The following is a 26,080-nucleotide window of genomic DNA, read 5'->3' on the forward strand; positions in this document are numbered from 1 at the left end:
AGGTTCTAACGGTGGGAGGTGGTGACGGACTTGATGCGCGTGTAGTCCTCGAGCCCATAGACGGAGAGGTCCTTGCCGGTCCCGGAGTGCTTGAAGCCTCCGTGCGGCGCTTCGGCGGGGATCACTTGGTGGCAGTTGATCCAGACGGCTCCGAAGTCGAGCTCGTTGGATACGCGGGTGACCACGCCGTGGTTTTCGGACCACACGCTCGAGGCCAAGGCGTACTTGGTGCCATTGGCCAGTTCGATCGCTTCGCCCTCGGTGGCGAACGGCTGAACCGTCAGTACGGGCCCAAAGATTTCGTCGCACACCACTTCGTCTGTTTGAAACACACCGTCGATGACGGTCGGCTCAAAGTGGAAGCCCGTACCGGTGCGCTTGCCGCCGGACAGGACGCGGGCGTTGGCGGGCAGCCGGGACATGAAACCCTCGACCCGCTCCAACTGCGCGGCACTGTTGAGTGGGCCAAGGTCGGCTTCCCCGCCCCCGACTTTCAGAGCGGCCGCGGCGTCGGCCAGGGCTGCCGCAAACTCCGTGTGGATGTCCTGGTGTACCAGCACCCTGGTCACCGCAGTGCAGTCCTGCCCGGCGTTGAAGAAGGCGGCCAGGGCGATTTCGCCGGCGGTCCGCTGGATATCGACGTCGGCAAAAACCACCGCGGGTGCCTTGCCGCCGAGCTCCAAATGGACGTCCTTCAGGGTCTTGGCGGCCGCGGACATCACCTGTGCACCGGCCCGCGTGGAGCCAGTGATGGAGACCATTTCGGGGATGTTGTGTTCCACCATCGCAGCGCCGGCTTCGCGTCCACCGCAAACGACGTTCACCACGCCGGCGGGGTACACCTGCTGGGCCAGCTCACCCAACACCACGGTGGACCAAGGAGTGGTGTCGGCAGGCTTGAGGACCAGGGTATTGCCTGCTGCGAGGGCGGGGCCGATCTTCCAGATGGCCATCATGAACGGGTAGTTCCACGGCGTGATCTGAGCGACCACGCCAATGGGCTCCCGCCGGATCGTGGAGGAGAATCCCTCCACGTACTCCGTCTGGGCCGTGCCGGAAACAACCCGGCATGCCCCGGCGAAGAACCGCAATTGGTCAGCGCCGCGCAGGATTTCCAGCTCCTTGGCAAGGGCGGCAGGCTTGCCCGTGCACGCCACTTCGGCCTCGAGGAGACGATCGACATTTGCCTCGACCAGGTCGGCCAGCTGCAACAGCAGCGACTGGCGCGTTCCCGGCGTCGTGCGCTTGTAGCTTGTGAAAGCTGCGGCAGCGGCTTGGAAGGCGGCGTCGACGGCGGCAGCATCACTGTCCGGCGCTGTGCCGATCTGTTGGCCCGTGGCGGGGTCGAAGAACGGCAGGCTTGCCGCCGTGTCCACGGCCTCGCCGTTGATGATGTTCTGAAGCTGGATCACAGTGGGTCTCCGGTCAGTTGGTCGATGTCTTGGGCGAACGCGTGGCGGGGTCCTGCGGCAGGTGCAACAAGGCCGGGAGGCCGGAGTCGACGGCGCGGCGGAAGGCGGCTGCGAAGTCTTCCGTGCGGTCCACTCGCTCGCCGTAGCCGCCATAGGAACGGGCAAGCGCGGCGAAGTCCGGGTTGGTCATGTGCGTGCCGGAGGGCCGGTCCGGGTAGTGCGCTTCCTGGTGTTCGCGGATCGTGGCAAAGATTCCGTTGTCCACCACCAGGACGATGAACGTGGCACCGTAGCCCATGGCAGTAGCGATCTCTTGACCGTTCATCATGAAGCAGCCATCGCCGGCCACGGAGATCACCTGGCGTCCGGGGTACACCAGCGAAGCTGCCACGGCTGCGGGGATTCCCATGCCCATGGCACCGTTGCGCGGCGCGGCCAGGGAGTTGGCCGAGTTGTGGTCCAGGTAGCGCGCGGGCCAGAGGGCGTGGTTCCCGGCACCGAAGGTCACGACGGCGTCGTCGGCCACTTCCTTCTTGAGGACCTCCATGGCGACGCCCAGGTCGACGCCGACGCCGCCGTCGGGCTGGGGTGTGGAGAACGTGAGCTGTTCGGCGCGGGCGCTGGCGAACCAGCCGGCGTCGCCGTTGACCTTCGTGTCCAACCCCGGGAGCGAGGCGGCGAACGCGGTGACGTCCGCGATGATGTGCTGGTCCACGCGGCCGAAGTGGCCCAGGAGGTTCGCGTCGGCGTTGACCACCACGGTTTCTGCATCCAGTCCGCGCTTGTAGCCATCGGACAGGACATCGCCGCGGACGCAGCCAACAAAGACGATCAGATCGGCCTCATCCAGGCGCCGGGCGTTGGCGTCGCTGCGGCCATAGCCCAGGAAGCCGGCGTAGGCATCGCTGCGGTGCGGGACGGCGTCGTAAGCACGGAAGTCAGCCACGATCGGCACACTGTGCCGGCTAGCCCACGCTGCCAGCTGTTCGCCGGACTCCTGGGTCCAGCCTTCACCGCCGACGACGATGAGCGGCTTGTGCGCCTTCTCCAGCTTGTGGGTGAGGCCGGTCAGGTCCGCGACGGCAGGCTCGGGACGGGCAACCTTGCGGGGTTCCACCGTGGCGTCCGGGACAACGTGCACCAGGACGTCCTCCGGGAGGCCGATGACCACCGGGCCGGGGCGTCCGCTGAGTGCGGTGAAGATGGCGTCGTCAACCACGCGGGCGGCGGAGGCGGCGTCGTCGAGGGTCACTACTTTCTTGGCTGTACTGCCGAACCAGGCATTGATGTCGAATTCCTGGAAGGATTCACGGCCACGGTCGGCTACCGGGATCAGGCCCACGAACAGGACCAGGGGCGTGGCATCCTGGTATGCCGTGTGGATGGCGATGAAGGCGTTGGCGGCGCCGGGACCTCGGGTCACCATCGCGACGCCTGGAAGCTCGGTCAAGCGACCTTCGGCGAGCGCCATGAAGCCTGCGCCGCCTTCCTGGCGGGCCACCACGTTCTGGATCGGCGAGCTGTGCAAGCCGTCAAGGACATCAAGGAAGCTCTCGCCGGGAACGGTGTAGACGCGCTTGATGCCCGCACGTTCGAGTTGCCCGACGATCAAATGGCCTGCAGTAGTGGTGCTCAATGCTTCATTCCTTCTTCTTCGATGGAAAGGGCCGGGAGGAACAGGCCGGACAGAGCGGTCAGTACTGAGACAACCAGCAGGATGATGGCACCTGGCCAGAAGGAGTTATTGGCGGCCACCAGCGCGGTGGCGATCAGCGGGACGAAGCCGGAAATGACGCCCGCAGTGTTGGAAGTGATGGCGACGCCGGTGTAGCGGACCTTCGTGGCGAAGAGTGCAGTCAGTGCCGTGCCGGACACGGCGTACGGGATGGAGAGGACTGCGACGCCGATCATCATGCCAAGTATCACCAGGACGGGGTTGCGGGAGTCGATGGCCAGGAACACGGGAACTGCAATGATCGCCGACGCCACGCCGCCCCAGAGAATGACCTTGCTGGCACCGAACTTTTCGCCCAGCCGGCCGGCCCAGATGAGGGCGCCGATCTCGAGTGCTGCAGCCAGGAGGGTGCCCATGAGCAGGAGTTCAGAGGGCAGCTTGAGGACCTTGGTGCCGTAGAAGACCACAAAACTGGTGATGAGGTAGAAGCCACCGATGCCGAGCAGCGCAGAGCACATGCCCACCAGGATCTGGCGCCAACTGTTTTTCAGGACCCCGCGGATAGGGGCATGCTCCGTTTCGCCGGATTCCATGAGCGCTTCGAATTCGGGTGATTCGCTGAGGCGGCTGCGGATCCACAGCGAAATGGCCAGCAGCGGAATGGCGGCGATGAACGGGATGCGCCAGCCCCACGCGTCAAAGTTGGTCTGGCCCACCAGGAACAGCATCCCGAAGAACCCACCGGAGGACAGGATGGTGCCGATCGGCGAACCGATCTGCGGCAGTGCGGCGTAGCGTGCACGCTTTTCCACGGGAGCATTTTCGACGGCGATAATCACCGCGCCGCTCCATTCACCGCCGACGGCGAGGCCCTGGACGATGCGCAGGGCAACAAGGAGGATGGGAGCGGCCAAGCCGATGGTCATGTAGTTGGGCAACAGGCCGATGAGGCCGGTGACAATGCCGATGCCCACGATGGTGACCATGAGGATCTTCTTGCGACCCACCTTGTCACCGAGGGCGCCGAAGATGAAGCCGCCGATGGGACGGGCCACGAAGCCTACGGCCAAAGTAGCGAAGGATCCCATGGCTGCGACAAACGGGTCCTGCGAGACGAAGAACTGTGCGTTGAACACCAGCGCAGCGGCTGTGGTGAAAAGGAAGAAGTCGTACCATTCCAGCGCCGTGCCCACCAGGGCGGCGAGGGCCACCTTCTTGGTGACGCTTTCATCGACGACGCGTACTGCCGTGGGACTGGCGTCCGTGGCTCCGCTGACCGTGCTTGCCATAGTTGCTCCATGAGTGCGAATGGGACCGGACGTTGGGATGCCCGGACAAATTTGTGTGACTCAATCCATAGTGCCAGTAGTTTTCCCCAAAAAGACTAGTGATCCATCACGGAAATGAGGGATTAGAATGTGTGAATGCACAATTCGGAAACAACCGGGCAGGCTGCCCGCTGGGCTCAGTTGGTGGACCAGCTCGAAGGGCGGCTGGACTCACTGGCGCAGGCCTTCACCACCAGGGTCAGGGAGATCCCCGAGTATGGAGAGAGCCAAGTAACGGTCCTGGAGATCCAGGAAACCGCACGCGAGACCTTCAGGCGACTGATCAGGGGCCTCAGGAACGGACAGGCAGACAGCCGGGATGGACTGCTCGACTTCGCGTCCGCTCTTGGGTCGAAGCGCGCCCGGGCCGGAATCCCGCCCGAATCACTGACCTCTGCCGTGCGCCTGGACTTCAGCATCCTCTGGGCCGAACTATTGGAAATCGCCGATACCGCGGACGCCGCCCTGCTGGCGACACGCGTGGACCAGGTGTGGAGCGTCGTGGACGAATTCGCCACCCGCACCCACACGAGCTACCTGACGGAACGCGTCAGGATGGCACAAGAAGAGTCCAGCATCCAGCGTGAGTTCATAGCCCGCCTGTTCAACCAGAGCACCCCCTCCCTTGAAACCTCGGCGCAAGTGGCTTCCGCGTTGGGCATCAACCCTGAATCACGCTTCGCATTGGCTGCCGCGAGCGGCGAACCGGGGGCGCGGCTAAGGGCGGCAGCGTCCCAGTTCGGATCAGGCCAGCACCCCCGGCACAGGCTGTTCATGCACGAATCCGGCGGCAACACCTATGTGTTCTGGGCCTTGCCTGCGCCGCGCACCCGCGGTCCTGAATCCCGGGGCGAAGCGTACGGCACTGAAGGCGATGCGCAGCAGCTGCCACCCGGCGTCGTGAATGTCCCGTGCGGGTACGTGCCAGAGGTCCTGGGCCTTCGCGCCCTCCCCATGGCTGCCCGGACTGCGGAGAGCCTCGCTGCGCTCCTGCGCCCCCGCGACACCGGTCCGCTGTCCGCCGATTCCGCATGGGCACGGCTGGCCCAGCAAAACCTGCAGGACGCCGGGCTGGACCTCGCCGCGGAACTCGAAGAGGCCTTGGCGGAGTGCCGGGGCGGCGAGCGCGAGCGCTTGCTCGAAACGGTCCGGAACTACCTGATCACCGGCAATGTCACCGTCACTTCCGAGCAGCTGTTCTGCCACCGCAACACCATCCTCAACAGACTCAACCGCTTCCAGGAGCTGACGGGAATCGACCTTGCCGTCCCGGCGAAAACGGCCCGGCTGGTGGTGGCGTGGGCCTGACGCTTCCGCGGCCGCAGCAGCGTTGCGCTGTGTGTTTCCACATCTCCTGGCCTGTTTTGGTGGGAGTTATGCCATTGATGGTGTGATCGAGCACACACCATAGTTGTAGCTACCTTGCACCGGACACTCGTCCCCGCACCCCATCCGGAGAATCAGATGGCCCACACGGTAGATACTGCCTCCGCATCATCGTCCAGGCTTGACCTGGCAAAGATGCGCAAGATTGCCCTCGCCAGCGTTATTGGCACCACCGTCGAGTGGTACGACCTTTTCGTCTTCGGGACGGCGTCGGCCCTTGTTTTCAACAAGATCTTCTTCCCCAGTTTTGACCCGATCGTCGGCACCATGCTGGCCTTCGGAACCTTCGCTTCCGCTTACATTGCCCGCATGGTTGGCGCCATCATCTTCGGCCACTTTGGTGACCGGCTGGGCCGCAAGTCCATGCTCCTGGTCTCCCTCCTCACCATGGGAGCGGCGACATTCGCCATCGGCCTGCTGCCCGACTACAACAGCATCGGCATCATGGCGCCGCTTCTGTTGCTCTTCCTCCGCGTCATCCAGGGCTTGGCCCTCGGCGGGGAATGGGGCGGTGCAGTACTCATGACTGTCGAGCACGCCCCTCCTGGCCGTCGCGGTTTCTACGGCTCGCTGGTGCAGGTTGGCGTTCCCGCCGGCACCCTGATCGCCAACGTGGCCTTCCTGATTGTGGCCTCAACCGTCAGCACCGAAGCCCTGTACTCGTGGGGTTGGCGTATCCCGTTCCTGGCGTCGGTCCTCTTGGTCAGCGTAGGCATCTACATCCGGCTGCACATCGAGGAAACCCCGTCCTTCCAGGCAGTCAAGACCGCCGGCGCCAAGGCCAAGATGCCGTTCGCGGCGCTGATGGCCAAGTACTGGAAGCAGGTTGTCCTGGGCGGCGTCGCCACCCTATCCACAGGCAGCACGTTCACCCTGCTGGTGGCCTCCGGTGTCTCCTACGGCAAGAAGGAACTCGGCCACTCCGAGAGCCTGATGCTCTGGGTCGTCCTGGCCTCCTGCATCCTGGGGCTGTTCCTGATCCCGTTCTTCGGCAAGCTCTCCGACAAGTTCGGCCGCAAGCCCATCATCTTCGCCGGCGTTGCGGCCGAGGCAGCACTCGCCTTCCCGATGTTCTGGCTGATGGACACCAAATCGGTGGCGCTGCTCTTCGTGGCCTACCTGGCCATGATGACCGCATTCTGCGCCAACTACGGTCCCATCGCCACGTTCCTGGCCGAGCTGTTCGGCTCCAAGGTCCGCTACTCCGGCCTGTCCGTGGCTTACATGCTCTCCGGTCTCCTGGGCAGCGCCGCCACACCGTTTGTCACCACGTGGCTGCTGGGTATGACAGGACAGAGCTCCTCGATCGCCTGGTACATCATGGCCGCAGCCGGACTGTCTCTGGTTGCCCTCTTCCTGCTCACCGAAACCCGGTACGGCAACATCGACGCCGTCGATGAGGCACCCGCGGAGGCGACAACAGAAACCGCGGCAGCGAAGTGAACCCAAGCACCATCGGGCGCCTGGCCGGTATCCCCGGCCAGGCGCCCGCCGTCGGGCCTTTCTCCCCGGCGGTCATTGCAAACGGTTTTGCGTTCACCTCCGGTCAGATCCCCGCCATCACCGGCTTGGAGGATCAACCCGACACCTTCGAAGGGCAAGTCCGGCAAACCATCGAAAACCTCGCCGCTGTCCTGGAGGCCGCAGGATCCAGCCTTCAGCACGTGGTCAAGGTCAACACCTACCTGACCAGCCAGGATCAGCTGGAGGAGTACAACCGCGTGTACGTGGAGTACTTCGGCACCGCCAAACCGGCCCGGACCACCGTGTGCGTGAGCCTGTGGGGCGTGTCCCTGGAAATCGAATGCACGGCAGTCCTTGCCAACATCCCGTCGGACGCCCCGGAGGATATCGCATGACCCCCGCACTCCTTGGAGACCTGACAGCCCTCAGCTACCCGACCATCGGCCACTTCCTCGAAGACGGCTTCGTCTCCCCCACCATCCGGTCGCTCCTGCACAGCGTGAAAATTGCCGGCACCGCCGTCACCGTCCGGATCGCGGACCGCGATGCCATCGCCATGAACCGGGCGCTCCTGGCACTCCGGCCCGGCGACGTACTCGTGGTGGACATGTGCGGCGACCACCAGCATGCGCCCGTCGGGGCCGTCACGGCAGCCGCCGCGCTCGCCCAAGGTGCTGCCGCCGTCGTGGTTGATGGCGTGGCCACCGACGTGCTGGAACTACAACAAACCGGATTGCCGGTGTTCGCCCGCGGGACGTCGTGCCTGACCACCAAACGTGTGCATGGGAGCGGGTCCGCCGTCAACGTGCCAGTGCAGTGCGGTGGCGTCGTGGTCAATCCCGGCGACCTGGTGCTGGGAGACGATAACGGGCTGATCGTGCTTTCACCGGAAGCTGCACGGGACGTCCTGGGCAAGGCGCTCGAATCTGACGCGGCAGAGCCTGCCATCCTTGCCCGCATAGCATCCGGGGAGCCGCTCGAATCCATTCTGGCCCTCTAATACTGCCGAGAGCGTAACCCTTGAGCCACGGCGACGCCGCCAAGGAAGTTCGGCTGGGGATGGGGTAGAACTTAACCATGAGCGTACGTACACCCGACCCGTATCCAGGCTGGCTTTCCGATGAAGACCTCTTCGAAGCCCGCGGCCGACTCCCCATGGTCTACGTGGAGGCCGTCCCGGTCCGGCTGGATCCCCTCGGGTATGTGAACGAAGTCGGCACGCTCCTGCAGGGCGATGCCGACGGCAACATGGTCCGCTACCTCGTCTCCGGCCGCGTCCTCTACCGCGAGACCATCCGCGCGGCCCTCCTGCGGCACATGGAAAAGGACCTCGGCCCCCTGGCATTCCCGCAGCTGCCCATCAGCCCCGTTCCCTTCACCGTGGCCGAATACTTCCCGGCCCCGTCACAGACCGGCTTCACCGACGATCGCCAGCATGCAGTCTCGCTGGCCTACGTCATCCCTGTGACCGGCGAATGCGAACCGCGCCAGGACGCCTTGGAACTGACGTGGATGACGCCGCAAGAGGTCCTGAGCGAGAACGTCCAGCAGGAATTCGACGGCGGCCGCGGGAACCTCGTGCGGCAGGCACTGGCTTTCTCGGGCATCGTCCTCTAGCGGGTCCCCGCCCCCGCGCCGGCCGGTCTTTGTAGACTGGACGGCGGACCCCAAGAGAACCAAAGGACTTCCGATGACTCACAGCCCAGCCACACAGCAGTACAAAGAAAAGCAGGCTGGGGACCTGCAGCCCGGAGATTTTGTGTTCCCGCCCGGTGACGGGCCGGCCGAGGAAATCGCCACCGTTGAGGTGGAAAACGACGACTACGGCGTCGCCGCGCTGCTGTTGGTGACAACGGTCGACGGCGGCACGGTGCGGATCGCTGTCGGGTCCAGTGTTCCCGTGGGCGACGGAGTTCCGGCCGGCTCCGGCGCGGACGCTCCCGCGGTCACTTCGGAAGAAAGCACCACCGAGGACAGCGCCACCGACTCCGGCACCACCGAGTCCAGCACCTCAGCAGAAGCCGACGCCGGCGCTCCCGCTGGACCCGCCGTCGTCGTGCCTCCCCGCCCGGAAACGCCCCCGGCGTACACCGGACCCACTGCCGAGGAGCTGGCCCTCATCCCCGAGCCCGACGGCACGCCGGAGGCCGTCGTGAGCGCCGCCGCGGCGAACCACAAGGGCAAAAACGGTGTGCAGGTCCTGGCCGACCGCCTGGCGAAGGGCATCAACACGAAGTCCGGCAGCTGCCTCCGGGACCTCAGCAACCTGGCGTTCGACCTCTGCATCGTGCTGCGGGATCCTGACCATGCCCTGGCAGTTGCGGACTTGCTCAACGTGCTCCCCTTCGACGGGAACCTCGACCGGTGGGCGTCCATCGAGCGGGCGCTGGCGTTGTCCAGTTTCATCTGTCGCGAAGCCGGACAAGCCGAACGTGCCGCGGTCTACGAGAAACTGCTGCGCGCGCCAGAGTCGCAGGAAGAGGACCCGTTCAAGGCCCGGATCAACGCCCGGGTCCGCCAGCGCTCGCTCAACGAACCGAACCTGTACGACAAGGAAATCTTCCGCGCGATCGACAACGGCAACCACGAAGCCGAACGTGATTGGCGGTTCCTTCGCCTGGAAGCCTTGATGTTCCTGCGCGCCCACGGAGGTTCGAAGACCATCGGCGAGGATGAGTTGGCGCGGCGCATCAGCAACGAACTCGAATCGGTGCGGGCCTAGTTTTTCCGCACCGCCGATTCGGGTATTTCAAGACCTGTTATGTGGGCGCGAACGGCGGTAGATTCGGGGCCATGACGAACAATCTGAGCGTTGTGATTAATGCCGACGCGCAGCAGGTTTGGACAATGCTGCGTGAACCGTCGCTGGTGGCCCAATGGCACGGCTGGGAAGCCGACGACCTCACCGACGAAATCAAACAGATCTACTTCAACACCGACGTCGTGGAAGGGCCTGACCATACAAGCCTGACGGTCAACGGCGGAGACGTCTTTGAACTCCACCCCGTTTCCGGAGGCACGGAAGTACGGATCACCCGGGCTGCCCTGGACCACGACTCCGAGTGGGCGGAATGGGATGAGGACATCACCCAGGGCTGGCTAACGTTCCTGCACCAACTGCGGTTTGCCCTCGAACGCCACCCGCACGGGCACCGGCGGACACACTTCATTTCCCTCCCAGGCAAGGGTGGACCGGCGATTGAAAAGCTGGGGCTCGGGGATTTGCCGCCCGTCGGCGAGGAGTACTCGCTCACGCTGTCCACGGGCGAGAAGATTTCCGGCAAGGTCTGGTTCAAGAGCCGGCATCAGGTAGGCCTCACCGTCCACAGCTATGCCGAGCATGGGGACGGCCTGCTGATCGTCGCCGAGCAACTGCCCATTCCGGAGAAAAGGCCCGACGGCGGGTCAATGGTGATTGCCTCCACTTACGATTTGGGGGCCCACACGCTCGCGGACATCCGGTCCTCGTGGGACAACTGGAAGGCTGGGAACTACGGGTCCTAGGGCCCGCCCCGCAGGTTGCTCCCGGTAAAGCTGGCACACTTGATAGCGTGCCAGCTTCCTCATCTGCTCCTGCATCCTCCCCTGCGCTGCCCGGTCTGTCCGATCGGCAATCCGAGTTCTCCTTTTCGGTGGGCAAGCGCCTGACTGAAACGTGCTCGCCGTCGGACGCTCACGTCGACGCCAACGGCGGCGCGTTCCTGGGCCGCACCGGAACCATCACCACACCGCACGGGACCATCCAGACTCCCGCGTTCATCGCCGTCGGGACCAAAGCCACCGTGAAAGCAGTGCTGCCTGAGTCCATCGCCGAACTCGGTGCCCAGGCTGTGCTTGCCAACGCGTACCACCTGTACTTGCAGCCGGGTCCGGAGATCCTCGACGCCGCCGGTGGGCTGGGCGCGTTCATGAACTGGTCCGGGCCGACCGTCACCGACTCCGGGGGATTCCAGGTGATGAGCCTGGGCTCGGGGTTCAAGAAGGTCATTGACATGAAGAACGTCGATTCATCCGGACCCGACGACGCCGTAGCACCGGGCAAGGAACGGCTGGCGCACATTGACGATGACGGCGTCTGGTTCAAGTCGCACCTGAACGGGGACAGGCACCGTTTCTCCCCCGAGATCTCCATGCAGGTCCAGCACCAGATCGGCGCGGACATCATGTTCGCCTTCGACGAGCTGACCACGCTGCAGAATTCGCGGGCGTACCAGGAAGAGTCGTTGGAACGGACGCGGCTATGGGCGCTTCGGTGCCTGGAGGAGCACGCGTCCCTGACCTCTTCCCGTGCGGGCAAGCCGTACCAGGCGTTGTTCGGCGTGATCCAGGGCGCGCAGTACGAGGACCTCCGGCGGAAGGCCTGCCAGGATCTTGGTGCCATGCCCTTTGATGGGTACGGGATCGGCGGCGCACTGGAGAAGGAAAACCTGGGCACGATCGTGCGCTGGTGCAACGAGGAACTTCCCGAGGACAAGCCCCGGCACCTGCTGGGGATCTCCGAACCGGACGACATCTTCACCGCGATCGAGAACGGCGCAGACACTTTCGACTGCGTTTCCCCCACCCGCGTGGCCCGGAATTCCGCGTTCTACACACCGTTTGGCCGGTTCAACCTGTCGGGTGCGAAGTACAAAACGGACTTCGGACCCCTGCAGGACGGCTGCGACTGCTACACCTGCGTGAACTACTCGCGGGCTTACATCCACCACTTGTTCAAGGCCAAGGAAATGCTCTCGGCCACCCTGATCTCCATCCACAATGAGCGCTTCGTGGTGAAGATGGTGGACGACGCCCGCTTGGCCATCGAATCCGGGGATTTCTTCGAGTTCAAGGCCGAGACGCTGGGCCGGTACTACTCGTAGGGTGGCGCTCCGGCGCCGAGATCGCGGGAAGCGTGCGTGCGCGTGCGGAAGATTCCGGCGAACTCACACGGTTCCAGCGAACTCGGCGCAAGCCTAGGCCGCGGCTACCCCGTAGCTGGGCTCGCGCTTCTTGATCCAGCCGACAACCAGCACGGTGACCGGCACGAACAGGAACTCCACGGCGGTCTTGTAGACGAAGCCCACCAGGACGTAGTTGAAGAATGAGCCCGCGTCAGTGATGCCAATGACCGACGCCGCGATGCTGCAGAAGATCAGGGTGTCCACGAATTCGCCCACCACCGAGGACCCCATCAGGCGGGCCCAGAGGCTCTTCTCGCCCGTGCGGGCCTTCATCTTCACCAGTATCCAGGAGTTGATGGTCTGCCCTGCCAGGAAGGCGAGCAGCGAGGCGAGGACGATCTGCGGGACGGGTCCAAGCGCGCCTTCGATGGCTGCCTGCTTGGCCGTTCCGTACTCATCGGTGAAGCCGGGAAGCACGATGATGATCCAGTAGCAGAGGGACGCGAACACGGAGAGCGCGAACGAGGTAATGATGGCCTTGCGCGCGACCTTGAAGCCGTAGACCTCGCTCATGACATCGCCCAGGATGTAGGCCAGCGGGAACAGGAAGAACCCGCCGTCGGTGATGATCGGTCCGAGCACCACACCCTTCGACGCGCCGATATTGGACAGGATCAGCACCACGGCCATGACGGCCAACATGATCCCGAAATACGGGGAACCGATTGAAGCGAAGCGCGGAGCGGGCTTACTCAAAGTACTGGAGCCGGAAGGCGAGGGCATGGGTCATCCATTTCGTAGTGGTTGGCGCAGGCTCCTTGGGTGAGGTGCCCCGCTGTATTAGCACTGTGGTTGGTGGGGCTTTCGGCCCGGCACCGGTCCTATTCTCCCACCCACCAACGCCCTCTCACCTCCCACCCCCTCCCCACCAACGCCCTCTCACCTCCCACCCCCTCCCCACCAACGCCCTCTCACCTCCCACCCCCTCCCCACCAACGCCCTCTCACCTCCCGCCCCCGCTTCTTTTGAACGCGTTCAGAAACTGTGCGATACTCAAACTTGAACACGTTCAAAACAATCAACGGGGAATCGAATGGCAGCAAAAAGTGAGCAGACCCGCCAACTGGTGGCCGACGTCGCCCTGAAGATGTTCCGCGAGGTCGGCTTCGAAAAGACCACCATGCGCGCCATCGCACAGGAGGCCGGAGTCTCGGTCGGCAACGCCTACTATTACTTCGCGTCCAAGGACGAACTGGTCCAGGAGCTGTACATCCAGGTCCAGGATGAACACGCAGTCGTCGCAGCCAAGGCACTCGACGGCGTTCAGGATCTCGCAAGCCGACTCAAGGCTGTGCTCCACACCGGCATCGATGTCATGGAGCCATACCACCAGTTCGGTTCGGACTTCATCGCGACGGCGATCCGACCGTCGTCGCCCGTCAACCCGTTCGGCAAGGCGTCCACCGCCGCCCGCGAGGCCTCGCTCGCGATCTTCCGGTCCGCCGTCGAGGGTTCCTCCCCCGCTGTCGCGAAAAAGCTGCGCGGCGACCTGCCCGAACTGCTGTGGCTGGCCTATATGGGCGTCGCGCTGTTCTGGGTTTACGACCAATCCGAGGGCCAACGCCGCACCCGCAAGCTGATCGACGGTGCCGCACCTCTGGTGGCCCGCGGCCTGTCGCTCGCGAAGATTCCGGGAGTCAGCAAGGTCTTCGACGACGTCCTGGGACTCGTCCGCAACGTCAAGGAGGACTCGTGAAGCCGCGGACCGTGGTGATCGCAGGCGCGACTGGATTCATCGGCAGCTACTTCCAGCGGCGGTTTCTTGAGGAGGGGTGGCAGGTCCGGACCGTTGGGCGTGGCGCGTCGGCTGACGCGCAGTGGGACGACGACGCCGCCATCACCAAAGTGCTGAACGGCGCCGAACTGCTGGTGAACCTCGCCGGACGGTCCGTGAATTGCCGTTACGACGAGCGGCATCGGCGCGAGATCTTGGACTCCCGGGTTCTGACCACGCGGACGTTGGGCCGGGCTGCGGCTGCGTGCGCCGAACCGCCCAGGACCTGGATCAACTCAAGTACCGGCACCATCTACCGGCACGCCGAAGATCATCCACAGTCCGAGGTCTCAGGTGAGCTGGGCAGCGGCTTCTCCGTGGACGTGGCCCGTGCCTGGGAAGACGAATTGGCGACTGCCGTTGCCCCGGACACTCGGAAGGTGCCCCTTCGCATTGCGATCGTGTTGGGGGCCGGTGGCGTCATGAGCCCCCTCCGGAACCTTGCCCGGTTTGGCCTGGGCGGTCACATGGGCCCGGGCACGCAGAAGTTCAGCTGGATCCATGTGGAGGACTTGTTCCGCACTGTGCTGTTCGTTGACGCTCACGGTGAGTTGACCGGCCCGGTGAACGCGGCAACCCCTTACCCTGTGGACAACCGCGAACTGATGTCACTGGTCCGGCAAAGCATGGGTGTCCCTTTTGGCATGCCAACGCCGGCCTGGCTGCTTGAGGCAGGGGCGGTCCTCATTCGGACCCAGACCGAGCTGGTCCTCAAAAGCCGCTGGGTGGAGCCCCGGAAACTGCTCGACGCCGGGTTCGCGTTTGAGCACCCAACCCTGGCCGGTGCCCTCAACCACATCGACAAAGCGCACCCCAAACCCTCTCTCACCTAACCGCCCCTCCAGCCAAACCCTCTCTCACCTAACCGCCCCTCCAGCCGAACCCTCTCTCACCTAACCGCCCCTCCAGCCGAACCCTCTCTCACCTCACCAGGAAGGTAGCCATGAGCCAAGAACCATGGACCGACGAAAATGAGTACGGGCTGGCAGCGCCAGTCCCATCCAGTGGCTGGCGATACGGGTCCAAGGACCGGGTGGTGCTCGGTGGCAAAGGACTGGCTATGGGAATCGCCGTGGCGCACCTGACGTTCTGCATTTTGCTGTCCAGTCAGAGTCCGGAGTGGGCCATCATCTTCTTCATCTACAGCTTCCTCCCCGTCTGGGCAATCGGCGCTGCGGCGGGGTCCCTTTTCGGCTTGGCCCTGCGGCGGGTCCGGAATCAGTGGTTTCATGTTGCCGCATTTTTCGCCGGGAGTCTGCTTATGTGTGCCCCGTTTGGTGGACTCTCGCCAACCGGTCCGGTGCTGTTCTCGTTGTCCATCGCCGTCGCCGCCGGTGTTGGCCGTCTCGCCGCGTGGAAGCTGGTGCACCTCAACGACGCCGGCATGCCCAAACCCCGAGGGAACTGAAGGCGAGCGGCCGCCGTCGAGCACTGTACGGCCTCACCCGAAACCTAAGGAAGTGTTAGGAAATCCCCCGCGAGCTAGGGCTGTGCCGTGCATCACCCATAGTTTGGAATACGTCCTCTTCACCCCAAGAGGGCCTTTCTTAGTCGACGAAGAGCCATGCGCAAGGACGCCATGAGCACGAGCTTCATGGACAGAACGAACTCATGCAAGACACGGCCGCCGCAAAACGCTGCCGTCCAGGAAGGTTCATTGATGAGCACCCAGCAAGCTGCACCTCTGAGCGAAGCCGCCCAGACACGCAAGGCCGTGAGCAATATCCTCAAGGGCTCCGCGGGCAACCTCGTGGAGTGGTTCGACCTCTACGTCTATACGGTATTCGCGGCGTATTTCCAATCGCACTTTTTCAACTCCTCGGACGACCTGCAGGCCGGTCTTGAGGCGATGGCGGTCTTCTCGACGTCGTTCCTCATGCGTCCGATCGGTAGCTGGTTCTTCGGCCGGTACGCCGACCGCAAGGGCCGTAAAGCTGCGCTGACACTCAGTGTGACGCTGATGTCGGCCGGCTCCTTCGCCATCGCGATTCTTCCGACGCAGGACGTGATCGGACTCTGGGCACTGATCTTGCTGGTGTTCATCCGCGTTGTGCAGGGCTTCTCTGTCGGCGGGGAATACGGCACCAGCGCCACGTACATGTCCGAGGCTGCGACGGCCAAGCGCCGCGGCTTCTTCTCCAGCTTCCAGTACGTGACGTTGATCGGCGGCCAGATGCTGGCCCTGCTGGTACTCGTGATCCTTCAGAACACCATGAGCAAGGAAGACCTCACCGCGTGGGGCTGGCGGATTCCGTTCGCCATCGGTGGTGTTGCAGCCCTGGTGGTTCTCTGGCTCCGCCGTTCGATGGAAGAGACCCTCTCTTCCGATCAACTCCGCGCCGCACACGTCAAGGTTGAGGGCGAAGCACAGCCTGGCACCATGAAGCTGCTGCTCACCAAGCACTGGAAGCCGCTGCTGATCTGCATCGGTATCACCCTTGGCGGCACCGTGGCGTTCTACACGTACACCAACTTCATCCTGAAGTTCATGAACGATACGTCCGGCATCGCCAAGACCGATACCTCCGTCATCAACTTCTGGGCACTGTTCATCTTCATGCTGCTGCAGCCTGTCTACGGCCTGATCTCGGACAAGGTGGGCCGCAAGCCGCTGCTGATCTGGTTCGGTGTCACCGGCGTGCTGTTCACCTGGCCTCTGCTGTCCACCCTTTCCGGCACCAAGGATCCGTTCATCGCATTCCTGCTGATGCTCGGCGGCCTGCTCATGGTTGGCGGCTACACGTCCATCAACGCACTGGTGAAGGCTGAACTGTTCCCGGCATCGATCCGCGCCCTCGGCGTGGGACTCGGTTACGCAATTGCCAACTCGTTGTTCGGCGGCACCGTCCCGCTGATCGGTGCTGCGTTGCAGAAGTCGGACCAGGTGGACCTGTTCTTCACCTACGTCACGGCAGCCATTTTCATCTCGCTGCTGGTGTACATCTTCGCTCTGAAGAACAAAAAGTCCACGCACCTGGATGTGGAGCAGGGCAACGCCTTCGCGGCCAAGGCCGCTGCGAAGGGCGCTGCGAAGGACGACGACGGCACGAAAGCCCGCGTCGACGCTTAACCTGGCTGCCTTGCGAGGCCCGCTCTGCGCACTTTGGAACCTCCGAAGGGCGCAGAGCGGGCCTCACAACGTTAAGCTCTAGTAGCGAACCACCACCTCCGAACCAGCCCGCAAGCCGAAGGACCAGACAGTGCACGTGCTCATCGTCGAGGATGACGACGCCATGGCGTCGGCCTTGAGCGCAGCCGTCGCCTCCGCCGGGCACAAACACACCAGGGTATCCCGCGGCGAGGACGCACTCCTGGCCCACCGGCAGCACGAGGTGATCCTGCTGGACCTTGGCCTTCCGGACATGGACGGCTTGGACGTACTGCGGAAGCTGCGCCAAGTCACAACAGTTCCCATCCTGATCCTGACGGCACGAGATGACGAGAGAAGCGTTGTCCTGGGCCTTCGTTCGGGGGCCGACGACTATCTGGTCAAGCCCGTGAAGCTCGTGGAATTACTCGCCAGGATCGAAGCCGTGACCCGTCGAACCAATCGCTCCGGTCAGGAAGCACCGCACAACATCGTCCTCGGTGAACTCAAGGTAGACCTGGACCGCCGCGTGGCCGCCGTCGGCGAACGGCAACTCGCCCTTACGGCAACAGAGTTCGACCTCCTAAGCCTCCTCGTCAGGAACGCAGGTTCCGTGGTTACCCGCGAGCAGCTCCTGGACGCACTCTGGGGCGACGCGTTCCTGGCTCATTCACGGTCCTTGGACGTTCACCTGACCGGCCTGAGGTCCAAACTTCAGCTCCCCGGGTTCATCATCAACGTCCGAGGCGTCGGTTACCGGGTCGAGCAACCGTGAAAGTCCGGGTCCTCGGCATCTTGAGCCTGCTGGTGGTGATCATTGTGGTGACGGTGTCCAGCGTGATCCTCACATCCGCCAGCCGGGAGCTCACCCAGGAACTGCAGATCAACCGCGTCGCAGCGCTCAACCGCTTCGCGCAGCTGGCCAGCGACGCGGCGGAGGACAGCAACACCACCCAACTACAGCGGGAAATGGACCGCTATTCCGAGCTTTACGGCGAAGGAATCCTGATCCGGCTCCAGGAAAAAATCATCCGCTCTGGCGGCCTCAGCGAGGATCAGCCCGAGGTCAGGGACGCGCTCAACAGGGCCAGCCTCAACCTCAGCGACACCACCCTCAACCCCATCCGTGCTTTCGGCGCCGGTAACGACATCATCTCCAGGTCCTTCGGCACCGCCAGCCAAGTCCTCGGCGAGGTGGTGCTTGAAGTCGACCTCGACGCCGCCCGGCAGAAGCTACGTGAGCGGTGGCTCGTCGTCGTGCTTGCTGCTGTGGCGCTGGGTGCGCTGCTCTTGGTGGCGGCATGGCGCATTACGGGCTGGGTCCTTCGTCCGGTCCACAGACTGAGCAAGGCCGTCCACGAGCTGGAAACGACCGGCAAAACGAGCCAACTTCCGGAGGCGGGCCCGCCGGAGCTGCGTGAGCTGAGCCGATCCTTCACCGCCATGGCCGATACCGTGTCCGAGAGCATGGAGTCGCAGCGCAGGCTCATCGCCGATACGTCCCACCAGCTTCGCAATCCCGTGGGAGCATTGCGCCTTCGGATCGACCTGCTGCAGCTGGAGCTCCAGGGCGCCCCGGAAAAGGCTGCGGCAGCCGGCGTGGTTGCGGAACTGGAGCGCGTGGAGGAAATGCTCGACGGCGTGCTGAAGCTGGCCGCCGCGGAACACCGCGCCTTTGAAGGGGCTACTCGTGCGGACCAAGCGGAGCACCAGCGCCACGCCGTCATTGATCCTTTCCCAGTCCTGCAGGGCGAAGTGGAACGGGCCTTGCCGGCAGCCAAGAATGCCGGGTCGCAGCTGACCTTGGAGGCCCCCGCAGCCGAAATCCAGCTCGCCTGCGACCCAGACGAACTCGCGCACATGGTGGGCGAGCTCCTCACCAACGCCATCAAGTACGCCCCCGGCGCCACCATCACCGTGGCGACCCGGCAAACGCAAGGAGGCACCGCCGTCGTTATTTCCGATGACGGTCCCGGCCTCCCAGCCGAACAGCTCGCTGCGTCCACCACCAGGTTTTGGCGGGCGCCGCAGCACAGCAGGATCCCCGGGAACGGACTGGGCATGCCCATCGTGGAACGGCTGGCGGAAGCGAATGGCGCGAAGCTGGTCCTGGAGCCGCGGGATCCACACGGGTTAACGGCACGCCTCGAATTCGCGAAGCCGGAGGAGGACGTGGATGCGTGATCAGCTGTCCCGGCGAAGCGCCCTCAAAACGGCCATCGCTCTTGGCCTGGGCGGTCTGCTCGGATCAACTGCCGCCTGCACGCCGGAGGAACGCCCACAGGAGCTCACTGTTGCCGGTGGCGAATCAGGCGGCTTTTACCTGGAGTTCGCCACCCTGCTCGCTGACCTGCTGCAGCGGGAGCGCGTCGCCGAACGGGCCGTTGCGCTCACGACAGGCGGGAGTCTTGAGAACATCCAGCGGGTCCTGTCCGGCGAGGCGACCTTCGCCGTCGCACTGGCCGATGCCGCCGCCCAAGCAGCGGCAACCAGCCGGTCCGGAGAGGGCCTGGTGGCGCTGGGCAAGGTCTACCAGAACTACGTCCACTGCATCGTGCGGGAGGACAGCGGCATCCGCACCTTCGCCGACCTCGCCGGGAAGACCGCAGGCGTGGGCGAAGTGGGCTCGGGAACTACCCTGACGGCTGGACGCATTATCAGGGCCGCTGGGCTGTCCGACCCGGGCCGCGCTCTAAAGCAGGTGAACCTCGGCCTGAATCAGGCACTGGCTTCGCTGCAGGACGGTTCCATTGACGTCATGATCCAATCCGGAGGGGTCCCCACGGCTCCCATCGCCGCCGCTGCCCAGGACATGGGCGTCCGGCTCTTGGACCTCTCCGACCTCATTCAGGCAACACGGACCCAGTCGGGGTTCTTCTACGACCGCGTCCTCATCCCCTCGAACAGCTACGGAGACGCACCCGCTGTGTGGACCATCGGCGTCGCGAACCTCCTCCTTTGCCGCAGGGATCTGGCCGACCACATTGTTCGACAGACCGTGGAGCTGCTGGTGGAGCAAGCCCAGGACCTGGTTCCGAAGTCGAGCACCGGCGTGCAGTTCCTTAGCCCCGAGACACTGATCAACACAGCCGGAGTGCCCTTGCATCCGGCGGCGCAGGCAGCTTACCGGGCTCTGCACGGCTAGTGGACGGAGCCCGAAGTCGGTGCACGGCCGGGCAACTGGCAAAATGGAAACCATGACTTCAGCCGTTGCCCCTGCCATTGCCCTGACCATCGCCGGCTCCGAAGCGACCGGTGGCGCCGGCGCGCAAGCGGACCTCAAGACTTTCCAGGAACTCGGAGTGTTCGGCATTGCGAACCTCACGTGCATTGTTTCCTTCAACCCGCAGGACAACTGGAACCACCGCTTTGTGCCGGTGGACCAGCAGGTCATCGCGGACCAATTGGAAGCGACGACGGCGGCATACGGTGCCGCTTCCGGCGCACCGTCGGTGTTGGACACCGTGAAGATCGGCATGCTCGGAAGCCCGGCAACCATCAGCACGGTGGAGAAGGCCCTGACGGGCGGCTCGTTCAAGCACGTTGTGCTGGATCCCGTGTTGATCTGCAAAGGCCAGGAGCCGGGCCACGCACTGGACACCGACCAGGCTTTGAAGGCGCAGATCCTTCCGCTGGCAACGTTTGTCACTCCGAACCACTTCGAAGCCGAGTCGCTGTCCGGACTCACCATTACCGACGAAGCGTCGCTCAAGGCTGCCGCCGTCCGCATCCATGAGATCAGCGGCGCAGCAGTCCTTGCCAAGGGCGGGGTTCGGCTGGAAGGCCCTGACGCTGTCGACGTTTACTACGACGGCGGGACGCTGGAAGTCCTGCGCGCCCCGAAGGTTGGCGAGGTTGCCGTATCCGGTGCCGGCTGCTCGCTTGCCGCTGCCGTGACCGCAGAGTTGGCCAAGGGCGCCACACCCCTGGAAGCGGCCCGCACCGCGAAGGCGTTCGTGACCGCCGGCATCAAGAACCGCGTGGCTTCGGGTGCGCCCTTTGATGCGCTGTGGCAGGGCGGGGCACTTTCCTAGCCCTTATGTGAAAACAGCCGCCCCGGAGTGTTCCGGGGCGGCTGTTTTTCTTTGCGTCAGGGTCAGCGCGAGACCTTGCCCATCAGTGAGGCGACGGGGCGCAGGAAGAGGGGCCGGGCCAGGAACCAGGCAGCAGCCGTGAAGACGATGGATGCTGCAAAGATGCCGAAGCCCCACCAGCTGTAGTCGTTGTTGGAGGCGTACATGTGGTTCAGGTTGTTCAGCGCGCCGGTGGCCAGCACCAGGGTCACGTGGACGATCACGAAGGCCACGAAGTAGATCATCACCGGGAAGTGGATCTTGCGGGCCAGTTCGATCGGGTAGAACTTGTTGATCGCAGCCTTCTTGGGCCAAGCTCCGGACATCCGGATGCCCGTGATAATGGCCAGCGGCGCAGCGATGAAGACCGTGATGAAGTAGGTCAGGAGCTGGAGGCTGTTGTAGTTGTTCCAGCCATTTTCAACGGGCCAGTTCAACGAGGCATACTGCAAGCCGGCGGAGACAGCGTTCGGGAAGACGTCCCAGTTGGTGGGGACGATCCTCAGCCATTGCCCCGTAGCAAAGAGCAGCACGATGAAGATGATGCCGTTCAGGACCCAGAGGGCATCCAACGTCAGGTGGAACCAGAGGTCCAGGCTGATCTTGCTGGGTGGGTTCTTCGTTTTGATGAGGCCCTTGTTGTTCCGGGTCCAATACGCCGGCGGACGGGTGGTGGTCCGCACCTGCCAGCCCGACCGGATGATCAGGACGATGAAGAACATGTTGAGGAAGTGCTGCCAGCCAAGCCAGGCGGGAAACCCCGTGGGAGTGCCTTCAGGAATGGCCGAGTGCCCAGGGTAATCGGTGAGGAACTGCTGCACGGGCTGTAGGGTCCGCAGCCATTGCGCAACGAGCACCAGGATCAGTGCCACCACCAAAGCTCCTGCGGTGACGACGACGGGTTTGAACCACCTGTTCGACGTGATCCCGGACGACTTGCTTGAAACGGACATCAGGCCGCGTTCCTCTCTGGCTTGTTTGGCTGCGACCAGTTGGCGCTATATAGCGATTCAACCAGTTGCAGCCCGACGGTGAAAACGGCACCCGGGTTTCGGGGCGTCCGACGTCAAAAATCGCAGCATTCGGATACATGCCGCAATACATATTTCTAGAACAGACTTCCAGAATTATTTCCCGTGGTTCCTGGGTCAGTCAAGGCTTGATGGTGGTCCTGTGGATTCTTTCAGGGGTATGATTCCAAAAAATGGCCGTTCGACACTCCGGTCTACGTTCCGCTTGGGAGAGGAGCCCTGCATGGTCCGGAAAACTTCCGAAGTGGCCAGCACCGCGGGCTCCTGGCAATGGACCCGGACAGCAGCCACCCAGCGCACTTTGCTTGACGCGGCCGCCAGCGTGTTCGTGGACCATGGGTTTACCGATGCGAGCATCTCAGACATCGTGGCCCGCGCAGGTTCAAGCGTGGGCAGCCTCTATCACCACTTCGGTGGGAAGACAGAGCTCTTCCTTGCGTTGTGGGACGACTACCAAAATGAACACGAGCGACTGGTGGCTGCCGCTGTGGCCAAGGCCCGCAAAGCCGGCGAAGACGATCCCTTGGCACTGTTCGACGTCGGCAGTCGCAGCTACTTCGACTACACCTGGAAGCATCGGGCCCTGGAGCGCGTGTTCATTGAGGGCGACACTCCCCCGGGCTTCGAGGTTCTGCGGCGTGAACGCGGACGCGAGTGGGTCCGGCAAAATTCGGTACTCCTCGGCGCCAGCGATGACACGCTCGGCAGGCTCACGGTCGCGGTGATCACTGACATCGTGACGGTGTCCGGCCAGGAGGTGGCCCTTAGCGCCACCAAGCGCGAGGCGGACGAGGTTGTCGAAGCCGCCGCGGTGCTGGTGCAGCGTCTGGTCCGCTAGCCGGGCTTCCACCGAACGCTCTCTCACCTCCCGCCTGCTTCCACCGAACGCTCTCTCACCTCCCGCCTGCTTCCACCGAACGCTCTCTCACCTCCCGACCTAACGCGGGTCCGCTACCCACCCGGTGAACAGCGGCATTCCCGTCTCGACGTGCACAATCTGGTAGTGGAACGGGTGATCGAGAATCATCTGCCGTTCGGGGACCAACGCACTGGACGCATCTGCATTGATCTGGGTCACCGCGGAAGCAATGGTCCCTTTCTCCGCGACGGTGATGTTGGCTGCCTGGGCCGCTTGGGTCAGCTTCATGCCCTGCTGGATCGAATCGAAATCCTTGTCCGTGGCGAGCATCTCGTTGAGTCCGAGTGTTTCGAAGACTTTGCGCAGTTCGAACGTGGTCTTGTGGTCCCACTTGGGCAGGGTGATCTGGACCATCTCCTGCTTTGCACCGGAAAGCATATCCGCTGCTTGCGAAAGCACCTCCGCAGAAACCGCAGCCGGCCCATCCGAACCCGGCGCACCGTCGGCGGGCAGTACCAGCCGCATGACGAAACCCTCGGCGTAGGGCAAGTCCACGGCCTTCCATCCGGGGGCCTCCGCGTAGGCCATGGCGATGCCTGCGTGCATGGTTGGCACGTTGATCACTTCACCCCCTGCCTTGGTAAAGGGGCGGTCGGAGGTGTCGTTTGCGTCGAAAGGAGTTTGCCAGGCTGCAGCGAAGTAGAGGGCGTTGAGCAGGCTGAACGTGTTGTCCGGGCTGTACTGTGCGGGTGCCTTCTTGATCCGCCCGCCGGTGTTCCTGCTGACCCACTGGTCGATAGCCGGTCCGGTGACGGCCTCGTCCTGAAAGTTCACTGGGTATACGCCCGTGCCGAAGTGCTCCGCGAGCGTGGTGAGGTAGGCCTCGCCCGTGGGCACGCCTTGATCCACGAACAGCCCGTTGGCAGCGTGCATCACGGGTTTGCGCGGCGGGTTGTCCTCGTCCACCGAGCCAGGGTCGCCGCCGAACTCTTCGAGAGCGGCGAGGACGGCGTTCATGGCTTCATCCCGGCCTTGGGCGGGTAACCCGAGCGCTGCGTCCATTTCCGCCGCCGTAGCACCGGAAGCCCCCGCCCGAAGCATGCTCAGCCCAATCAGCAAACTCGCCGGTGAGGACACCACGTTCCCGTTCGCCGCGTCGCCGCCATCAGCCAACAGCACGACACCAAGCTTCCGCGCGGAGACGTTGAAGGCCTCAAGCTGCGCCGAATAGTCCGTTGCCTGGACTGAAACGCGAGTCACGCCGTCGGCGGTTAAGAGTCCGACGCCGGCTGGTTGCGGCGCGCAGGCCGTGACCATACTCGAGCCACTCACCACGGCGGCTGCCGCGATGGCCGCGGCCATCTTCCGGACCGAATTCATGACGCATCCCCCTGCTTGGCGTTGTCCTCACATGGTGCCCCTTTTCGCGGGGAAACTCACGGGATACGAGAGAAGGATCGCCAAATGATGCCGAAAGGTGAGAGAGCGTCCAACCACAACACGCCAAAGGTGAGAGAGCGTCAGCGTTCGGAGTGCGCCGCCAGGAAGGAATACACCTCGGTCTCGTCCACGCCGGGGAAGGCTCCGGGAGGCATGGCGGCCAGCAGGTGCGAATGTGCGCGTGCGGAGGGCCACGCGTTACCGGCCCACTCGTTCGCCAAGGAGGCCGGCGGACGCTTGCAGCAATGAGGATCCGGGCAGTTGGACGTGGCACGAGCCGTGGTTTCCCGGCCACGGAACCACTTCACGTGCTGGTACGGCACTCCGATGCTCAGTGAAAACTCCCCGGCTGCGGAGCGCTCCGTACGGGCCGTGCACCAATACGTGCCCGACGGAGTGTCCGTGTACTGGCTGTAGGCACTGAACTTGTCCGGCACATCGAACACCGCCCGCGACGTCCAGGCCTTGCACGACGGCTGCCCCTCAATCGCTCCCGTGTGGTCCTGCGGGAAGGTCACGCCGTCGTTCTCGTACGCCTTGTAGATGATGCCGGACTGGTGGGTCTTCTGGAAATGCGTGGTGATGCCCAGGTGCTTCGTGGCCAGGTTGGTGAAACGGTGCGCGGCGGTCTCGTAGGACACAGCGAAGGCGTCGCGGATGTCCTCCACGGCGATTTCCTTGGCGGCCTTGGCCTTCTGGAGGAATTCGACCGTGGCCTGCTCCGGCAGCAGCAAAGCCGCGGCAAAGTAGTTGGTCGCAACGCGCTGGGCCAGGAAATCCCCGTAGTTCCGCGGAGTTTCATGCCCCAGGACGTAGTGTCCCAGCGCCTGGAGCAAAACAGAGCGCGGGTCGTGATCCTGCCGCTGGTTCTGTGTCAGATAAATTCTGCGGTTCTTCAAGTCGGTCACGGAACGGGTGGAGTGCGGCAGATCGCCCACGTGATGGAGCGAAAAGCCGAGGTTCTCTGCGATGTCCGCAATGACGTGCTGGCTGAGCGGACCGGCCGTGTAACCAACCCCTTTGAGGACCTTCTGCGCCTCGGCCTCATACTCCGGGAAATAGTTACCGCGCTCGCGCATCATGGCACGCAACTCGCCGTTCGCGCGGCGGGCCTCTTCCGGCGTCGCGACCTGCTCATTGAGTTTGCGTTCAAGCTCCTGAAGCAGCCCCACCTGCGACTCCAGCACATCAAGCGGAAGCCGCGAGCTGATGCGGATTTTGGGCAGGTTCAGGGACTCGTACAGCGGCCCGCGCTGGTATCGCTCCAGCTCGATTTCCAGGGCCGCGCGACGGCTGGGCGGCTCCGCCCCGAGCAGCTGATCGATGCTCACATTGAGTGAGGCGGCCAGCTGCTGCAGCAGCCCCAGCTTGGGTTCGCGCTTGCCGTTTTCGATCAGGCTCAGCTGGCTTGGCGCGGTCCCGACTGCGGCACTCAAGTCGTCCAGCGTCAGTCCGGCCTGCTTGCGCAGATGGCGCACGCGGCGGCCAAGGCTGATGACGTCCAGTTCAGGGGACGCAGGGGACAACGACGGCGACGCGACTTCGCGATTCCAGCTCACAGGCGACATTTCTTGAGAATACGCGAAGAAGTGCATTTCTTTCCATAG

24 protein-coding genes are annotated in these 26,080 nt (G+C 63.9%); 17 read left to right on the forward strand and 7 right to left on the reverse strand.

All coding sequences use genetic code 11. The features are described 5' to 3' along the window. Positions 1-5: 5 nt before the first annotated feature. Genes QF015_RS13870 through QF015_RS13880 form a run of 3 tightly spaced genes read right to left on the reverse strand, consistent with a single transcriptional unit; the run spans position 6 to position 4,376 of the window. Positions 6-1,412: a gamma-aminobutyraldehyde dehydrogenase gene (locus tag QF015_RS13870; RefSeq protein ID WP_310202760.1), complete on the reverse strand. Its 1,407-nt coding sequence runs from the start codon at positions 1,410-1,412 to the stop codon at positions 6-8. A gap of 13 nt (positions 1,413-1,425) precedes the next feature. Then, on the reverse strand, positions 1,426-3,048 hold the full coding sequence (locus QF015_RS13875) for a thiamine pyrophosphate-dependent enzyme (RefSeq protein ID WP_429389686.1): 1,623 nt from the start codon (positions 3,046-3,048) through the stop codon (positions 1,426-1,428). Next, positions 3,045-4,376, reverse strand: coding sequence for an MFS transporter (locus tag QF015_RS13880; protein ID WP_310202765.1), 1,332 nt, complete (start codon positions 4,374-4,376; stop codon positions 3,045-3,047). The genes QF015_RS13875 and QF015_RS13880 overlap by 4 nt, the downstream gene beginning before the upstream one ends. 135 nt (positions 4,377-4,511) lie before the next feature. On the opposite strand from QF015_RS13880, the gene QF015_RS13885 reads away from it, so the two are divergent. The 8 genes from QF015_RS13885 to tgt all read left to right on the forward strand — a co-directional run bounded on the left by QF015_RS13885 (position 4,512) and on the right by tgt (position 12,127). Next, positions 4,512-5,723 (forward strand): PucR family transcriptional regulator, encoded by a 1,212-nt coding sequence (locus QF015_RS13885; protein ID WP_429389688.1) that lies wholly within the window; start codon positions 4,512-4,514, stop codon positions 5,721-5,723. A gap of 156 nt (positions 5,724-5,879) precedes the next feature. Further along, positions 5,880-7,244, forward strand: a complete 1,365-nt coding sequence (locus QF015_RS13890; protein ID WP_429389689.1) for an MFS transporter — start codon at positions 5,880-5,882, stop codon at positions 7,242-7,244. Further along, the gene (locus QF015_RS13895; protein ID WP_429389691.1) at positions 7,241-7,660 is read left to right on the forward strand and encodes a RidA family protein; all 420 of its coding nucleotides are present in this window, start codon (positions 7,241-7,243) and stop codon (positions 7,658-7,660) included. The genes QF015_RS13890 and QF015_RS13895 overlap by 4 nt, the downstream gene beginning before the upstream one ends. Then, on the forward strand, positions 7,657-8,265 hold the full coding sequence (locus QF015_RS13900; protein WP_310202772.1) for an RraA family protein: 609 nt from the start codon (positions 7,657-7,659) through the stop codon (positions 8,263-8,265). The genes QF015_RS13895 and QF015_RS13900 overlap by 4 nt, the downstream gene beginning before the upstream one ends. 77 nt (positions 8,266-8,342) lie before the next feature. After that, positions 8,343-8,882: an NUDIX hydrolase family protein gene (locus tag QF015_RS13905; protein ID WP_024819523.1), complete on the forward strand. Its 540-nt coding sequence runs from the start codon at positions 8,343-8,345 to the stop codon at positions 8,880-8,882. Between the two features lie 73 nt (positions 8,883-8,955). Next, positions 8,956-9,987, forward strand: coding sequence for a DUF6707 family protein (locus QF015_RS13910; protein ID WP_429389694.1), 1,032 nt, complete (start codon positions 8,956-8,958; stop codon positions 9,985-9,987). Positions 9,988-10,058: 71 nt separating this feature from the next. After that, positions 10,059-10,769 carry an SRPBCC family protein gene (locus QF015_RS13915; protein ID WP_310202775.1) on the forward strand — a complete coding sequence of 237 codons (711 nt, stop codon included), beginning with the start codon at positions 10,059-10,061 and terminating at the stop codon, positions 10,767-10,769. A gap of 47 nt (positions 10,770-10,816) precedes the next feature. Further along, complete coding sequence (gene tgt / locus QF015_RS13920; RefSeq protein WP_429389696.1) at positions 10,817-12,127, forward strand: tRNA guanosine(34) transglycosylase Tgt; 1,311 nt, start codon at positions 10,817-10,819, stop codon at positions 12,125-12,127. A 93-nt stretch (positions 12,128-12,220) separates the two neighbouring features. Here tgt and QF015_RS13925 read toward each other — a convergent pair whose 3' ends face one another. Continuing rightward, positions 12,221-12,931 carry a queuosine precursor transporter gene (locus tag QF015_RS13925; RefSeq protein WP_429389698.1) on the reverse strand — a complete coding sequence of 237 codons (711 nt, stop codon included), beginning with the start codon at positions 12,929-12,931 and terminating at the stop codon, positions 12,221-12,223. 310 nt (positions 12,932-13,241) lie between these two features. On the opposite strand from QF015_RS13925, the gene QF015_RS13930 reads away from it, so the two are divergent. The 8 genes from QF015_RS13930 to QF015_RS13965 all read left to right on the forward strand — a co-directional run bounded on the left by QF015_RS13930 (position 13,242) and on the right by QF015_RS13965 (position 21,104). Beyond that, complete coding sequence (locus QF015_RS13930; protein WP_429389700.1) at positions 13,242-13,904, forward strand: TetR/AcrR family transcriptional regulator; 663 nt, start codon at positions 13,242-13,244, stop codon at positions 13,902-13,904. Then, positions 13,901-14,815, forward strand: a complete 915-nt coding sequence (locus QF015_RS13935) for a TIGR01777 family oxidoreductase (protein ID WP_429389702.1) — start codon at positions 13,901-13,903, stop codon at positions 14,813-14,815. The genes QF015_RS13930 and QF015_RS13935 overlap by 4 nt, the downstream gene beginning before the upstream one ends. A 110-nt stretch (positions 14,816-14,925) precedes the next feature. Beyond that, a complete protein-coding gene (locus tag QF015_RS13940) occupies positions 14,926-15,390 on the forward strand; it encodes a hypothetical protein (RefSeq protein WP_429389704.1) in 465 nt (154 codons plus the stop codon). Positions 15,391-15,642: 252 nt separating this feature from the next. Beyond that, positions 15,643-17,052 carry an MFS transporter gene (locus QF015_RS13945; RefSeq protein ID WP_429389706.1) on the forward strand — a complete coding sequence of 470 codons (1,410 nt, stop codon included), beginning with the start codon at positions 15,643-15,645 and terminating at the stop codon, positions 17,050-17,052. A gap of 130 nt (positions 17,053-17,182) precedes the next feature. Continuing rightward, complete coding sequence (locus QF015_RS13950; protein ID WP_310202789.1) at positions 17,183-17,845, forward strand: response regulator transcription factor; 663 nt, start codon at positions 17,183-17,185, stop codon at positions 17,843-17,845. Then, positions 17,842-19,254, forward strand: a complete 1,413-nt coding sequence (locus QF015_RS13955) for a HAMP domain-containing sensor histidine kinase (protein ID WP_429389708.1) — start codon at positions 17,842-17,844, stop codon at positions 19,252-19,254. The genes QF015_RS13950 and QF015_RS13955 overlap by 4 nt, the downstream gene beginning before the upstream one ends. Continuing rightward, positions 19,247-20,215: a TAXI family TRAP transporter solute-binding subunit gene (locus QF015_RS13960; protein ID WP_310202792.1), complete on the forward strand. Its 969-nt coding sequence runs from the start codon at positions 19,247-19,249 to the stop codon at positions 20,213-20,215. The genes QF015_RS13955 and QF015_RS13960 overlap by 8 nt, the downstream gene beginning before the upstream one ends. A gap of 52 nt (positions 20,216-20,267) precedes the next feature. After that, a complete protein-coding gene (locus QF015_RS13965) occupies positions 20,268-21,104 on the forward strand; it encodes a hydroxymethylpyrimidine/phosphomethylpyrimidine kinase (protein ID WP_429389711.1) in 837 nt (278 codons plus the stop codon). A gap of 62 nt (positions 21,105-21,166) precedes the next feature. Here the strand turns inward: QF015_RS13965 and QF015_RS13970 are convergent, their stop codons facing one another. Continuing rightward, entirely contained in the window at positions 21,167-22,096 is a 930-nt protein-coding gene (locus QF015_RS13970; protein WP_310202796.1) for a cytochrome b/b6 domain-containing protein, read from the reverse strand. 301 nt (positions 22,097-22,397) lie between these two features. Here QF015_RS13970 and QF015_RS13975 point away from each other — a divergent pair, with 301 nt between their 5' ends. Beyond that, positions 22,398-23,012, forward strand: a complete 615-nt coding sequence (locus QF015_RS13975; RefSeq protein ID WP_429389713.1) for a TetR/AcrR family transcriptional regulator — start codon at positions 22,398-22,400, stop codon at positions 23,010-23,012. Between the two features lie 99 nt (positions 23,013-23,111). On the opposite strand, the gene QF015_RS13980 is transcribed toward QF015_RS13975, so the two are convergent. Both QF015_RS13980 and QF015_RS13985 read right to left on the reverse strand, forming a co-directional pair. Further along, complete coding sequence (locus QF015_RS13980) at positions 23,112-24,413, reverse strand: serpin family protein (protein WP_429389715.1); 1,302 nt, start codon at positions 24,411-24,413, stop codon at positions 23,112-23,114. 140 nt (positions 24,414-24,553) lie between these two features. Further along, positions 24,554-26,068 carry a helix-turn-helix domain-containing protein gene (locus tag QF015_RS13985; RefSeq protein WP_310202803.1) on the reverse strand — a complete coding sequence of 505 codons (1,515 nt, stop codon included), beginning with the start codon at positions 26,066-26,068 and terminating at the stop codon, positions 24,554-24,556. Positions 26,069-26,080 lie beyond the last annotated feature (12 nt).

Origin of the sequence: Paenarthrobacter sp. TE4293, assembly GCF_050435325.1 — a bacterium.
In the GTDB taxonomy this organism is placed as follows: Bacteria; Actinomycetota; Actinomycetes; order Actinomycetales; family Micrococcaceae; genus Arthrobacter; species Arthrobacter nitroguajacolicus_C.